The organism is Streptosporangium sp. NPDC001681 (genome assembly GCF_040298085.1).
Taxonomy (GTDB): Bacteria; Actinomycetota; Actinomycetes; order Streptosporangiales; family Streptosporangiaceae; genus Streptosporangium.
Map to the genome: position 1 here is coordinate 1 of NZ_JBEOZN010000006.1, position 13,410 is coordinate 13,410.

The window sequence follows — 13,410 nt, forward strand, 5'->3', positions numbered from 1 at the left end:
ACTCTCCCCACTCTCCCCCCAAATCTTTTTTTTTTTTTTTTTCGCTTTTTTTCTGGTGTTGCTTAACTATTTGTCTCGCCCCCCCCCCCCCCCCCCGGCGGGCCCCCCCCACGGCGGGCCGGTGCGCGACCTGATCATGCCGGCCGGGGTGCTCGGGGCGGTGGCGCAGACCGCTCGGCCACATCGGTGTACCTCGCCGTGTCACCGCAGGACGACGGCACGGCGGTAGCGCCCGGTGACGCTCGCGCCTAAGGATCTCCCGGCGTACCGTGTCGGTATGCGTGAGGGACGTGCGGAGGACGCGAGGACCGAGGCCAGACGACTGATCCGTGACCTACTGGGCGAGGCGCGGCCGGACGCCGCCCTGCTGCTGGGCGAGGCGGGAGCGGCGCTGGGCGCCGACCGTGTCGCGCGTTCCGTCGAACTCGCCCGAGGCGCCCCCCTCACCCGCAGATCCACCGAGCTCGCCGCGCTGGCCGCCCTGCTGGTCGGCACCCGCGAGCTCGGCGAGCGGTGGTGGCGGCGCGAGCGCGGCGGCAAGCTGCCCGCGCCGGACGAGGTGCTGTGGAGCTCCACCGCGATCGAGCCGTGGACCGACCTGACGGTTCTGGAGATGCTCGCCGCCTGGATCGCCGACGACGCGGCGGACGAGACCTGGGGCCGCCCCGCCGCCGTCACCGACCTCAACTCCTGGCAGGCCGAGGACCGGGTCGAACTGCCACCCGACGCGCGCCCCGGCCAGCGGATCGTGGTCTCCTTCGACGCGGGCGGCCGCCTCGACGCGCTGGTGCTGCGCCGGGCGGACAACGAGCTCGGTTCCAACCTCGACTTCGACTCCCTGCGCTACTCCCGTCCCGCCGAGGCCCAGTGGAGCTGGGGCGTCGCCGCGGGGCTGGGCCCGCACCGGCTGGACGAGCATCCCGACCCGTACGAGCAGCCGGTCGACACCGAGGCCGCCGAGACCCTGCACACCTGGGCGCTGCGCCAGGGCGCCTCCGCGGAACAGGCGGGTGCGGTCTGGCGCAACAGGGGCGACGTCATCGCCGCCATCGAGCGGATCGACTGGATGTGGCGCAGCGGCGAGTGGTTCGCCTGGTGGCGCGGGGTCTCGGCGCTGGTCGACGGCGAGCCGGAGCAACTGGCCGCCCGGCTGTGGGAGATCGCCGACGCCTCCTAGATGACCGCCTGCGGCGTGGAGATCAGGTCAGCGGCAGCCACACGCGCATGCTCGCGGGGCCCCGGTTGCCCCAGCGGTGATAGGGGACCAGCCGCAGGGACGTCTGCCGGCCCGCGGCCGCCCGCCGATCGGCCCGGTACGGCCAGGCGTCGTCTTCCGGCGCCGTCAGGCAGGCCGGGACGTCCAGCTCGACGGCCCCGTCGACGTGCCGCTCGACCGGCGTGAGGGGTTCCACCGTGACCTGCGCCAGCGGAGGCTCGTCGCCGGTGGACTCGGCGCAGTAGACGAGCGGGCCGCGTTCGACGGCGGCGCACCCGCGGACCGCGTCCACCCGCCGGTCGGGGAAGGTCCAGCGGGGCCGCATCGGCAGGTCGAGCCGGATCCGGTCTCCCGGCCGCCAGTCGGCCTCGGCCGTGGCGTAGCCGGGCTCGGCCGGATGCGACACGCCGCCGTAGGTCAGGGTCGCGCCCTGGGCCCAGGGCGGTACGCGCAGCGAGATCCGGCCGGCCCGGCCCTCGATGACGTGCGCGGTCACCGTGCCCGACCAGGGGTAGTCCGTCTCGATCCGGAGCGCGAGACCGTCGTGGTGGATCTCGCCGGGCGTGTAATGGTGGATGCGCAGGGCGTCGCCGTCCGCCGCGGCCAGGTAGGCGGGGAGCGAGGCGAGGGTACGGGCGATGTTGTTGGGGCAGCACGACACGTCGAACCAGGGCGAGCGCAGGCCACCCTCGGAACCGTGGTTGACCCCCTCGCGCGGCTCGGCCGGGACTCGTACCTGCAGCGGGTTGACATAGAAGAACGAGCGCCCGTCCAGCGCCACCGCCGTGGCGAGCACGTTGTACATGGTCCGCTCGGCCAGGTCGGCGTAGCGCACGTCGCCGGTGGCCAGCAGCAGCCGGTGCGACAGCATGATCGAGGCGATGCAGGCGCAGGTCTCGGAGTAGGCGCGGTCGGCCGGCAGCTCGAAGTCCTCGCCGAAGGCCTCGTCCGAGTGGTGCGAGCCCACCCCGCCGGTCAGGTGGACGCGCCGGGCGACGGTGCGCTCCCACTGTGTCTCGACCACCCGCAGCAGCTCCGTGTCACCGGTCTCGACGGCCACGTCCACCGTGCCGCAGGCGAGATAGAGGGCGCGCACCGCGTGCCCGCGGAACACCCGCGCCCGCCGTACGGGCAGATCGTCCTGGAAGTACGCGGGATGGAACTGGATCTCACCGAGGGCGGGCCTGCCGCGCCGCTCGACGAACCTGCGGGCCATCTCCAGGTAGCGCTCGGTCCCGGTGACCCGGTACAGCTCGACCAGCGCCGTCTCCACCACGGGATGACCGCAGGTCTCCTCGGTGTCCATGAAGCGGGCGCAGACGTGGTCGGCGGCCCGGCGGGCCACCTCGGTCAGCGTGTCCTCGCCGTGCGCGCGGAGCCGGGCGACGCCTGCCTGGATCAGGTGGCCGTAGCAGTACAGCTCGTGGCCCCACTCGAAGTCGGTGTAGCGCCGCCCGCTCCAGCGGGTGTTGAGGTAACCGTCCTCCTCCTGCGCCCGCGCCACGGTCGCGGCCAGCTCGTCCAGGGCGGGGTGGTCCGACCAGGCCATCCCCTCCAGCAGCTTGTAGATCTCCGAGTCGGAGAACTCCCGGCCCCGGCGGGGAGTCACGCCGCGGAAATTGCCGATCCAGCCGACCCGTTCCATCCACTCCTGGCAGTGGGCGATGACGACCTCGCGGTTGAGCGCCATCCGGTCACCCCAGAAACCCGGGGTGAGCCGTACGGCATCGAGGCCGAGCGGGGACAGTGCCCCCGCCGAGGGCATGACGGGACTAACCACGCAGGGCTCCTGACATGAATCCGCGCACGTAGTGGCGCTGGAGGACGATGAAGAGGATCAGGCAGGGCACGGCCATGACCATGACGCCGGCCTGCAGCATGCCGTAGTCGACGGCGCCGAACGTGCGCTGGGTCATGCTGACCACGGCCACCGGCAGGGTGAAGCTCGCACCGTCGTTGAGCAGGATGAGCGGGGCGAAGAAGTCGTTCCACGAGGCCAGGAAGGCGAACAGGCCGACCGTGACCAGGGCGGGCCGCACCGCGCGCAGCAGGATGCGGGCGAAGGCGCGGAACGTGCCGCAGCCGTCGACGAGGGCGGCCTCCTCCAGCTCGCGCGGGATCGCCTCGAAGGCGTTGCGCATCATGAACAGCGCGAACGGCAGCTGGAACATCACGAAGACGAGCGCGAGCCCGATCAGCGAGTTCTGCAGCCCGATGTAGCCGAGCAGGACGTAGAGCGGGATCAGGATGGTCGCGTACGGCACCATCAGGATCGCCAGCGTGGTGAGGAAGAGCAGGTTCTTGCCGGGGAAGTCGAAACGGGCGAAGGCGTAGCCGCCCAGGGCGGAGACTCCCAGCGTGCCGGCGACGGTCATCGCCGAGACCAGCACGCTGTTGGTCAGGTAGGTGCCGACGCCCTCGCCGAAGCGGGCCATCTCCAGGTAGTTCCCGACCCCGCCGTCGAAGGAGGACCAGCCGCTCCACAGCAGGGGGAACAGGAAGAGCACCGCCAGGGCCGACATCGTGGTGTAGTAGGGCGTTCTCACCGGTCTGCTCACTTCGACCTCCTGAGTACCCGCATCTGCAGGGCGTTGAGCGCGACCAGGGCGACCAGCAGCACGACGGACAGCGCCGCGGCGCCGCCCAGATCGAAGCGGAAGAACGCGTCGCGGTAGACGACCATGACCATGGAGACCGTGCTGTTGTCCGGGCCGCCGTTGGTGAAGATGAAGAACTGGTCGAAGGCGAGCAGGGAGCCGGTGACGCTGAGGACGAGCATCAGCGCGAGCGTGGGACGGAGCAGCGGCAGCGTGATCCTGGTGAAGATCTGCCAACGGCCGGCGCCGTCACTCCTGGCCGCCTCGTAGACCTCGACCGGGATCGACTGCAGCCCGGTGAGCAGGATGAGCATGTTGAACCCGGCGAACCGCCACAGCACCAGCGCGATCGTGGAGAACAGCGCCATGTTCGGGGTTCCGGTCCACCTCACCGGCTCGTCGGTGAGGCCCAGGGCCCGCAGGATCGGGTCGATCGGCCCGAAGTCGTTGTTGAGCATGCCGTAGAAGAGCAGCGCCGCCGCGGCGAAGCCGACCGCACCCGGCAGGAAGAACGCGGTACGGAAGAAGCCGACACCGGGCCTGCGCTCCTGCACCAGCAGGGCCAGGCCGAGCGCCATGGCCGACAGCAGCACGGTCGTGATGGCGGTGTACTTCAGCGTGAAGCCCACCGCGTCGAGGAAGAGGGGATTGTCGGCGATCTTGAGGTAGTTGTCCGGCGCGTTGAACGTCGCCCGGCCGAGCAGCGGCCAGTGGTTCAGCGACATCCAGACGACCAGTGCCAGCGGTGCCAGGAACAGCACGCCGACGATCAGGGCGGTCGGGGCCGCGTAGACCCAGCCCTGCGCCCGCCGGGTCCGCCACCAGGGGGGCGGCGCCGGGACGGCTCCCCGCACCGCCTTCCCGTCATGCCTGGTCAGTGTCACCGTCATTGCTGCAGCGACTTGGTGATCTCGGAGTTGAGCTGGGCGACCTTGCCCGCGTCACCGAACACGGCCTCCCTGGCCAGGCGCAGCCACGGCCCCTGCGGGTCGTTGAAGGTCTGCCCGAACCGCAGCGCGTACGGCGTCCGCCCCTTGGCGACCATGGAGTTCATCAGCACCACCCTCGGGTCCTGGGCGGAGTACTTGTTGTCGGCCAGGTCGGTGCGGGCTGGAATGTCCTTGTTCTTGGCCATGACCTCGACCTGTGCCTCGTCGGAGACCGTCCAGGACAGGAAGTCCCAGGCGGCGTCGGCGTTCTCGCTGGTCGACGAGATGCCGACCGAGTCGCCGCCGACGAAGGTGGACTCTCCGCCGTCGGGGCCGGCGATGGGCGCGACGCCGATCCTCATCTCCTTCGGCATCGAGCCGAGCGTGGTCGAGGGCATCGGCATCACGCCGATCTCCCCCTTGGGGAAGAAACCGGTCCAGGTCGGTCCCTGCTCCTCCTTGGCGGTCGGGCCGGTGACGCCCTTGGCGTAGAGGTCGCGGTAGATCTTGAACACGTCCGTCATGGCGGCCTGGTCGTTGAGCGAGGTCGTGCCCTCGGCGTCCATGACCTGGGCGCCCGAGGCCCACACCGACGGCCAGAAGGTGAACACGTAGCAGCCGCCGCAGTTGCCGCCGAAGAAGGTGCCGTGCACCTTGCCGTCCTTGCCGAGCTTCTCGTCGACGACCGTGGCCTGCTCGGCGAACTCCTTCAGCGTCGTGGGTCCCTTCTCGGGGTCCAGCCCGGCCTTCTCGTACAGGTCCTTGTTCCAGAACCAGACGGACAGGTCCAGGGTGTGCGGGAGCGTGTAGGAGCGGCCGTCCAGCGTGCCCAGCCTGATGTGCGAGGGGGCGAGCTTGTCCTTGTGGGGCAGCGCGGCGATGCGGTCGCTGATGTCCAGGTACAGGCCCTGCGAGGTGTAGTTGGGGACGAAGATCACATCTGCCGCGAACACGTCGGGCAGCTGCTTCGCCCCGGCCGCGGCCGCGATGCGCGGCTGGTAGTTGTCCGTCGGGATGACCGTCAGCTTCACCTGGTTCTTGTGGCTCGCGTTGTACGCCTTGACCAGCCGCTCGCTCTGCGCCTGCGTCGCGGCGCGCGTCCACATGGTGATCGTGGTGGCCTCATCGGCGGGAGCGGCGGTCTTCTCGCTCCCGCCGCAGGCCGCCGCTGTTGTTAGCGCTAACAATACGATGGCGGTCATCCCGGCGCGTGGCTGCATGGTCTTCTCCTCTTCCGGCATCCCCCGCGACGCGCGAAATAGAACTAAAAGGTTTTCGGAAACGTAAAAGAAACATCAGACCGTGTCAATCCCCTGCCGATGGGAGGCTGACCTTGCTGTTGAGTGAGGGTGAGGGCTACTCTCTGGGGGGCCACCATCATGATGGCCGATCCTGCTGACAAGGTATAAAGAAAAGGATTTCGTCAGATGGCTGGCAGGCGGTCACGTGCGGTGACCATCAGTGACGTGGCCTCGCTGGCCGGCGTGTCGATCGCCACCGTGTCCAAGGCACTCAATGGGAAGGACAACGTCAGGGCCGACACCCGGCAGCGCGTGCTCGAAGCGGCCGAACAGCTCTCCTTCCGGCCGAACGCGCTCGCCAAGAACCTGCTGACCGGGCAGAGCCGTACGGTCGGCCTGTTGACCAGCGACAGCGCCGGGAGATTCGGGATCCCCGTCCTTCTCGGCGCGGAGAACGCCTTCGGCGCGGGGGAGATGGCGGTGATGCTCTGCGACGCCCGCGGCGACGTCATCCGCGAGCAGCACCACATCCGCATGCTCCTGTCCCGGCGGGTCGACGGCCTGATCGTGGTGGGGGAGAGCACCAACCCGCGCCCCTCCATCAGCCGTGACCTGCCGGTTCCCGTGGTGTACGCCTACGGTCCCTCCGACGACGCCGACGATGTCTCCTTCGTGCCCGACGATGTGGGCGGCGCGATGCTCGCCGTACGGCACCTGCTGGCCACCGGGCGGCGCAGGATCGCCCATGTCACCGGTCCCACGGACTACAAGGCCGCGATCGACAGGGCCGAGGGCGTGCGGCGAGAGCTCGCCGAGGCCGGTCTCGAACAGGCGGGCGAGACCCTCTTTGGTGCCTGGTCCCAGCGGTGGGGGCGGCAGGCGGCCGAGATGCTGCTGATGGCGCAGCCCGACCTCGACGCGGTGTTCTGCGGCAGTGACCAGATCGCCGCGGGCTTCATGGAGACGGCCAGGGAGCGCGGCCGGCGCCTGCCCGCGGACATCGCGGTGATCGGCTACGACAACTGGGAGGTGCTGTCGGCCGAGACCCGCCCGCTGCTCACCAGCGTCGACCCGAACCTGGAACGGCTGGGGCACACGGCCGCGCAACACCTGTTCGCCGCCATCGACGGGAAGGTCGCCCCCGGCATCCACACCATGCCCTGCCGGCTCGTGATCCGCGACTCCACCGCACCACCCGGCCCTTCCTGATCAGGGTCGCGCGGCCGTCGCGGCATCGGCGGCCGCGCGGGTTCTCGGGCCCGGGGGCGGGACTCATCCGCGGCCGGGGCCGGCGCGTAGCGCGTCGACGGCGACCCGGGCGGCCTGGCCGATCGCCAGGTCGATGTCGATGCGCCGGGTCGCGTGCAGCTGCTCGCTCCTGGCGAACACCGCCACCGCGTATCTCCCGCCGCAGGGATACTCGGCGACCCCCGCCTCCATGTGCAGGCCGGGCAGCGTCCCTGTCTTGGCGGCCACCCGCACTTCCGCGGGGAACCCCGAGGCGATCCGTGTCCAGGAGATCTGCCGCGCCATGTAGTCGCGCACCGCCGCGCACGCCTGCGGCGGTCCCGCCTCGTCGCGCCAGATCAGCCCGAGCAGCCGGGTCATCTCGCGCGCGGTGCTCGAGGTCGTGTGACCGGGGTCGAAGACCCGCAGCGCCTAGACCCGCTCGGCGGGCAGGGTCGGGAAGATCCGCGCGAACTCGGCGTCGTCCCGCGCCCCCACATCCGCGAGCATCGACTCCAGCAACTGCCTGGGCCCGCCGATCACCCGGGTGCGCCCCAGCCCCAGCTCCGCGGCCAGCATCTGGACGGTGTCCAGGCCTACCTTGCGCATCAGCAGGTCGGCGGCGGTGTTGTCGCTGACGGACATGGCGAAGTGGGCCAGGTCGCGGAGCGATATCTCCACGTCGTCCGCGCATCCGGCGGTCCCCCAGCCGCCGAGCCTGTCCCCGGCCGTCACCAGCACGCGCTCGGCCGGGTCGAGCTGGCCGGCCGCGGCCTGGCGGGCGAACTCCAGGACCAGCAGCACCTTGAAGATCGAGGCGATCACCACCTGCTCGTCGGCGCGTACCCCGACCTCACGCCCCCCGGTGATGTCCAGCGCGTGCAGATGACCGTCCAGGCCGGCCGCCGTGAAGATCTCCGCTATCCGTTCCTCTGTCGACACACCCGCAACGCTATCCAGGCCCGCCGGCGGCCCGTGACGCGTGGCGAGCCGGATGTCTGTGAAGCTCGGCCGTCCATGCCCGGGGAGGTCCGATGGACCCCGGGGGATGAAGGCGCGGGTGGACGATCGCCTATCGTGGCGCCGTGGACCTTTCCCGGCACCTGCGACATTTCCTCGTCGTCGCCGAAGAACTGCACTTCGGCCATGCCGCGGAGGTGCTCGGTATCGCCCAGCCGCCGCTCAGCCAGTCGATCCAGCGGCTGGAGCGCGAGCTCGGCGCCGAGTTGTTCGACCGCTCGCGCCGCCAGATCGAGCTCACGGCGGCGGGGCGGCTTCTCGTCGGGGAGGCCAGGCGGTTCCTCGCGGGCGAGGAGCGCCTGCGGACGATGATGCGTCAGGCCGGTGAAGGCGAGCTGGGAACTCTCCGCGTCGGGGTACCTCCGGAGATCCCGGCCGTGACGCTCCACGCCCTGCTGCGGCGCGTCACCGAGGACACCCCAGGGCTACACCTGGAGCTCCATGAGCTCACGGTCCCGGAACAGCTCCGCCGCCTGGCCTCCGCCGGGCTCGACGCGGGCCTCGTGCACCACCCCGTCGACACCCCCGGTCTGCTGTACGGCCCCGTCGTGCAGATCCCGCTGGGCGTGGTGCTGCCACGTACCTCCCCCCTGGCACTGGCGCGGTCAGAACCGCGACCGGAGCGGTCAGGATCGCGGCCATGGGAGATCGAGCTGGCCGAGCTCGCCGGGCACGATCTCGTCGTCTTCCCCCGCGAGACCTCCCCGGCCTGGTACGACCACCTGCTCGACGTCTGCCGCACGAAAGGTTTCTCCCCGGTACGGCTCCGGCACGCCCGCAACCCGGAGTTCCTGCTGGGACTGGTGCTGGCGGGTCACGGGGTGGCGTTCGAGCAGGAGGCGATGGCGCGCAGGGAGCCACGGGTGATCTGGCGCCCCCTGGCCGGAGATCCTCTCCGGCGGGGGATCTGCGTCGCCTGGCCGGAACGGTCGGCCCACCCGGCGGCCACCCGCTTCGCCGTCCTGGCCGCCGAGATCCTCGCCCAGCACGGCACGGCCGGGACACCGCCGGCGACACCCGAGACGGCACCGTCGCTCGGGCCCCGTCCCTGGTCCGTCGTCTACGCTCCTTGACGTCCTCCCGGCCGCATCTCGGCCGCCGGTCCGGTGCGGTGTGACACGAGGAGTTCGACGCCTGTCACATCGCCCCGGCGCCGACCGCGTCCGGCCGCGATTTCCCCGCCACGCTCGGCAGGTTCCGCCTGGTATCGAGGGGACCTCCCATCGCAAAGAATGCTCTACCAGGACAAGACCTCGGCTCTATCGACGATGGGCATGTACGGGTGTAGACAAAGGTTAATTAGCACCAAGAAGGCGACAAATTAACAACTTGTTTGCTCAGGGAACGCCGCTAGAAGATCCCGCGTCATGTTCGGGTCATCGGACAGACGGACGCGGTGACGCCGGCGGGGGGAGTCCGTGGTCGCCACCGGAGCCGCCCACCAGAACCTGGTCGCGTTGGAGCGCACGAAGTGCCGGCGCGGAGGCGAAGGCGAGATTCCGTGAAGCCGATGCGAGGTCGGCCGGGAAGGTCGTCCGCGCCGTCTCCCGCTGAGCCGGGAGTCCTTCCCGCAGACAATCAAGATCGGAGCAAGACCGTGTGCCAGCACATACCCCCCTGTCCGTCCGCGGACGCTTTTGATCATGAGGCGGCGCGTCTCGTGGTCTCTTACCCAGAGCAGGGGTGGGGGCTGCTCTGCAACGGCGTGGTGGTCTTCGATGACACCGGGGAGCTTATGCCCGACGGACGTAGCATTCCCGCCCATCGCGGCATTCCCGCCCATCACAGCCACTGCGTCGGGGCGGCATGAGAGCGTTCGCCGCTCCAGCCTCCCCTGTGGCCGCCGCTGCGGCCGCCGACCCGTCCCCGCACCGGGGGACGGCGCCCCGGCGGCTCTTTTCCGTCCCGGTCCCGGCGCCCGGGGCATGGCAGCCGACCGGCGACCGGCAGCCCGAAAAGGTCGGATGACGATGCGTCGGGTCCACCTCCGCAAGCGGTCACGCTCCGCCGCCTGGCTCACCCTGGACCTGCGGACTCCGGCGGGCAGGCGGCTGCCGTACTGACCGCTCCGTCTCACCGGGTGCCGCGTGGCCGCGGCCGCGGGCGACACCGCGGAATGAGCGGCCCTCCGCACCGGTTACAGCGGTACGTGAAGGTTGAAATCTACTCAGACGTCGTCTGTCCCTGGTGCTACATCGGCCACGCCCGCTTCGCCCGCGCCGTCGAGCGCTACCGGGCCAAGGGCGGGGAGGTGGAGGTCGAGTTCAGGCCGTTCCAGCTCATGCCGGACGCGAAGTCCAACGGCGAGCTCACGCTCACCTGGGCCGCGAAGAAGTTCGGCGGGGCCGAGCAGGCCGCGCAGATGTTCGGGAGGGTGGGCGGGGTCGCCGCGGAGGACGGGCTGGTGCTGGACTTCGACCACGCGATCCAGGCCAACACCTTCGACGCGCACCGCCTCATCCGGCTCGCCGGAGAGCAGGGCAAGGGGGAGGAGGCGCTGTACGCGCTCTTCCGGGCTCACTTCACCGACGGTCTCGACGTCGGCTCGCGGGAGGTGCTCGCCAAGCTGGCCGGGGAGCTCGGCGTACGGGCGGACCTCGACGGTGAGGACGGCGCGGCGGCGGTGCGGGAGGAGCTGGCCCGGGCCCGCGCCATCGGCGTCAGCTCGGTGCCGCTCTTCCTGTTCGAGGGCCAGTTCGCCGTCTCCGGCGCCCAGCCCGAGGACACCCTGCTCGCCGCCCTCGAAGAGGTCGCCGAGCGCACCGGGCAGTCACCGGCCGCCAGGGCGGTCAAGGCCGCCCAGACCGGCGGGGACGCCTGCGACGACGAGGGGTACTGCGCCGTCTGACGACGCCGGGCCCGCGAGGGGGAGGTCAGCCGGGAAGACCGGGCAGGCCGAGCTCGCCGGAGCGGTGGTGGCGGCGGCACAGCACCTGGTAGCGGATCGGAGCGGCGCCGGTGTCGCCGATGACCACCTGCTCGCCGGTACGGGTCATGCTGCCGCCGACCACCCGGGCGTTCAGGCGCCCGGGGCGTCCGCACCAGCACAGGACCTCGACCTGGAGGCGGTTGATCTCGTCGGCCAGCTCGAAGAGCCGCTGGGCGGCGGGGAACATCCGCGAGCGGAAGTCCGAGGCCAGGCCGAAGGCGTAGACATCGATGCCGTAGTCGTCGGTGAGGTCGGCGAGCTGCTCGATCTGGGCGACCGTGTAGAAGCACGCCTCGTCGCAGATGACGTAGTCGATGGGCTGGTGCGCGCGGACCAGGGCCACCAGATCCAGGTCGTCGTCGACCTCGACGGCCTCGCTGCCCAGGCCGATCCGGCTGGTGACCTGCGCGCTGCCCGAGCGGTCGTGTTTGGTGAGCACCAGGCCGCGCCTGCCCTGACGGCCGTGGTTGTAGTTCATCTGCAGGGCCAGGGTGGACTTGCCGCAGTCCATCGGGCCGAAGTAGAAGCGCAGCACCCCGTCCCGGGAGACGGCGGGAACGGCGGAGAGGGCAGACGTTTCGGTCACGGGGCGCCAGCCTAGTACTTCTGGCGCGGTCAGCGATCTCCACCCCTGGTGACCGGTTTGTCGCTTTCGTTGACCGTACGATCCCCGTGGTGCCGGGGAGTCGACGGGGCTCGCCCGGCGGGTGAGCCCCGTCGGCCGGTGAGTGCGGACGAACGCCTCCCGGATGGAGTCGACAGATCCCGTTGAGGACGCCGTGGTCGGTCGGCGGCCGGTCGGCGCAAGGGCCGGACCCCATCGGGAGGCGTTCACCTACATCCTCACGGTCAGAGCAGGCCGCTCTCGATCGCCGCCTTCAGGCCCGCCTGCGTCGCCTGGTGGGAGGAGACGCCGTTGGTCACGGTGAAGTCGATGAGCAGGATGCTCGCCTCGAAGGTGAGGTGCTCGGTGACCCGCGTCCGCCCGTCGCCCAGGTCGGTGAAGACGATCTTCTGGTGCGTGACGACGTTCGGCAGCGTCCAGGTGTCGGTCTCGTAGTAGAGGTCGTCGCGGTGGACGCGCTGCTGCGCGTGCGTGTTGCTGGTGACCGGCAGCCCGGCGACCGGGATCTCCTCGACCGCGGTGAAGTTGACGTAGCGCGTTCCTGGCTCGTTCCAATCCGCGTGCGTGACGACCCGCTTCAGGAACGAGTGCATGCCCAGATGGTTGTTGATATTGGAGTAGGCGTCGAACACGTGCTGCACCGGGGCGTTGATCTCGATGGAGACATCACGTTTGACCTGCTTCCTTCCCGTTATCGGCAGGGGAGCGGTCAGGCACTCGTAGAACCTGTAGGTGTTCCAGGCGATCTGCCACTGGGCGGCGAGCAGCGGGTCGGTGTCGGCGCGGGCAGGGCTCGTGAAGGCGGTGAGGAGGAGGGCGGCGGCGGACAGCGGGGCCACGAGAAGCCGGAAGAGCTTTGTCATGGATACCTCAGGAGAAGAGGGGGAGGTGATGAAAGTCTTCTACCGCATCCGATCATGGTTTCCACGTTCCGAACACAGATCGTGATCTTCATGTTTTGTAACGGTCCATCCTCGGACATCCGCCTGAAAGGTCATGGTCTGCGACCGAGGGTGAAAGACGGGAGGTACGAGGGGGTTTGGAGGGAAGATCTGCTGGTAGGAGTGGGTGGTCCCTGGCTGGCATAGCCTGACTGGGCTTGACTTGGCTTGACCGTGAAAAGCGTGGGAGATTCCCTTTGGCATATCGGAAAGTGGGAGAACCAGTGACGACCACCAACAAGACCGTTCCACCTCTCGGCAAGACCCCGGCCACCCTGACCTCCGGCCCCTCCGCGGAGACCGCGGAGATACCGGTGGCGCTCGCGGCGATGATGAGCGAGGACGAGGCCGTCGCCGCCCAGGCCGAGGCGGCTCGCTGGCGGTACGGGTTCTACGTCGTCATCGTGGGGCTCGTGGTCATCCTGATCGGCTTCGCGGTGATCACGCTGCGCGGGGGTGACACGACCGCGCCGTTCGCCGGGCTCGTCGGCGTCTCGGGTGCGATCATCGGCGCCTACTTCGGCGTGCAGATCGGCCAGTCCGGCAAGGACAGGGTCGAGGCCGAGCTGCGCCGTACGAACGAGATCGCCATCCGCCTCGCCGCCAAGGTCCACGCGCACGACGCCGACTCGGTGATCAACACCACCATGGGTCCCCGGCGCCGCTAGAACAGGCACCGCGGACC

Annotated in this window: 12 protein-coding genes and 1 pseudogene; 6 read left to right on the forward strand and 7 right to left on the reverse strand. The window is 69.9% G+C overall.

Annotated features, from left to right (window positions below; translation table 11 throughout):
• Positions 1-277: 277 nt before the first annotated feature.
• On the forward strand, positions 278-1,177 hold the full coding sequence (locus tag ABT130_RS03950) for a hypothetical protein (protein ID WP_350929461.1): 900 nt from the start codon (positions 278-280) through the stop codon (positions 1,175-1,177).
• Between the two features lie 22 nt (positions 1,178-1,199).
• Here ABT130_RS03950 and ABT130_RS03955 read toward each other — a convergent pair whose 3' ends face one another.
• The 4 genes from ABT130_RS03955 to ABT130_RS03970 are packed head-to-tail and all read right to left on the reverse strand — an operon-like array spanning position 1,200 to position 5,962.
• Complete coding sequence (locus tag ABT130_RS03955) at positions 1,200-2,996, reverse strand: glycoside hydrolase family 127 protein (RefSeq protein ID WP_350952636.1); 1,797 nt, start codon at positions 2,994-2,996, stop codon at positions 1,200-1,202.
• A complete protein-coding gene (locus ABT130_RS03960; RefSeq protein WP_350952638.1) occupies positions 2,989-3,774 on the reverse strand; it encodes a carbohydrate ABC transporter permease in 786 nt (261 codons plus the stop codon). The genes ABT130_RS03955 and ABT130_RS03960 overlap by 8 nt, the downstream gene beginning before the upstream one ends.
• On the reverse strand, positions 3,771-4,703 hold the full coding sequence (locus ABT130_RS03965; protein WP_350952640.1) for a carbohydrate ABC transporter permease: 933 nt from the start codon (positions 4,701-4,703) through the stop codon (positions 3,771-3,773). The genes ABT130_RS03960 and ABT130_RS03965 overlap by 4 nt, the downstream gene beginning before the upstream one ends.
• Positions 4,700-5,962: an ABC transporter substrate-binding protein gene (locus ABT130_RS03970; protein WP_350952642.1), complete on the reverse strand. Its 1,263-nt coding sequence runs from the start codon at positions 5,960-5,962 to the stop codon at positions 4,700-4,702. Before ABT130_RS03970 ends, ABT130_RS03965 begins: the two co-directional genes overlap by 4 nt.
• A gap of 207 nt (positions 5,963-6,169) precedes the next feature.
• Between ABT130_RS03970 and ABT130_RS03975 the strand changes: the two genes are divergently transcribed.
• Entirely contained in the window at positions 6,170-7,192 is a 1,023-nt protein-coding gene (locus tag ABT130_RS03975) for a LacI family DNA-binding transcriptional regulator (RefSeq protein ID WP_350929472.1), read from the forward strand.
• A 63-nt stretch (positions 7,193-7,255) separates the two neighbouring features.
• Here the strand turns inward: ABT130_RS03975 and ABT130_RS03980 are convergent.
• Positions 7,256-8,152: pseudogene (locus ABT130_RS03980) on the reverse strand (serine hydrolase).
• 143 nt (positions 8,153-8,295) lie between these two features.
• Between ABT130_RS03980 and ABT130_RS03985 the strand changes: the two are divergent.
• From ABT130_RS03985 to ABT130_RS03995, 3 genes are all read left to right on the forward strand, one after another.
• Complete coding sequence (locus ABT130_RS03985; RefSeq protein ID WP_350929476.1) at positions 8,296-9,303, forward strand: LysR family transcriptional regulator; 1,008 nt, start codon at positions 8,296-8,298, stop codon at positions 9,301-9,303.
• Positions 9,304-9,827: 524 nt separating this feature from the next.
• On the forward strand, positions 9,828-10,040 hold the full coding sequence (locus ABT130_RS03990) for a DUF5999 family protein (protein ID WP_350952644.1): 213 nt from the start codon (positions 9,828-9,830) through the stop codon (positions 10,038-10,040).
• A gap of 339 nt (positions 10,041-10,379) precedes the next feature.
• Positions 10,380-11,078, forward strand: coding sequence for a DsbA family oxidoreductase (locus tag ABT130_RS03995; RefSeq protein ID WP_350929480.1), 699 nt, complete (start codon positions 10,380-10,382; stop codon positions 11,076-11,078).
• 25 nt (positions 11,079-11,103) lie between these two features.
• On the opposite strand, the gene ABT130_RS04000 is transcribed toward ABT130_RS03995, so the two are convergent.
• Together ABT130_RS04000 and ABT130_RS04005 are read right to left on the reverse strand one after the other, a co-directional pair.
• Positions 11,104-11,745 (reverse strand): thymidine kinase, encoded by a 642-nt coding sequence (locus tag ABT130_RS04000; protein WP_350929482.1) that lies wholly within the window; start codon positions 11,743-11,745, stop codon positions 11,104-11,106.
• Between the two features lie 263 nt (positions 11,746-12,008).
• Positions 12,009-12,647, reverse strand: a complete 639-nt coding sequence (locus ABT130_RS04005; protein WP_350952646.1) for an SRPBCC family protein — start codon at positions 12,645-12,647, stop codon at positions 12,009-12,011.
• A gap of 302 nt (positions 12,648-12,949) precedes the next feature.
• Here ABT130_RS04005 and ABT130_RS04010 point away from each other — a divergent pair, with 302 nt between their 5' ends.
• Entirely contained in the window at positions 12,950-13,393 is a 444-nt protein-coding gene (locus ABT130_RS04010; protein ID WP_350929487.1) for a hypothetical protein, read from the forward strand.
• The last annotated feature ends 17 nt before the right edge of the window (positions 13,394-13,410 follow it).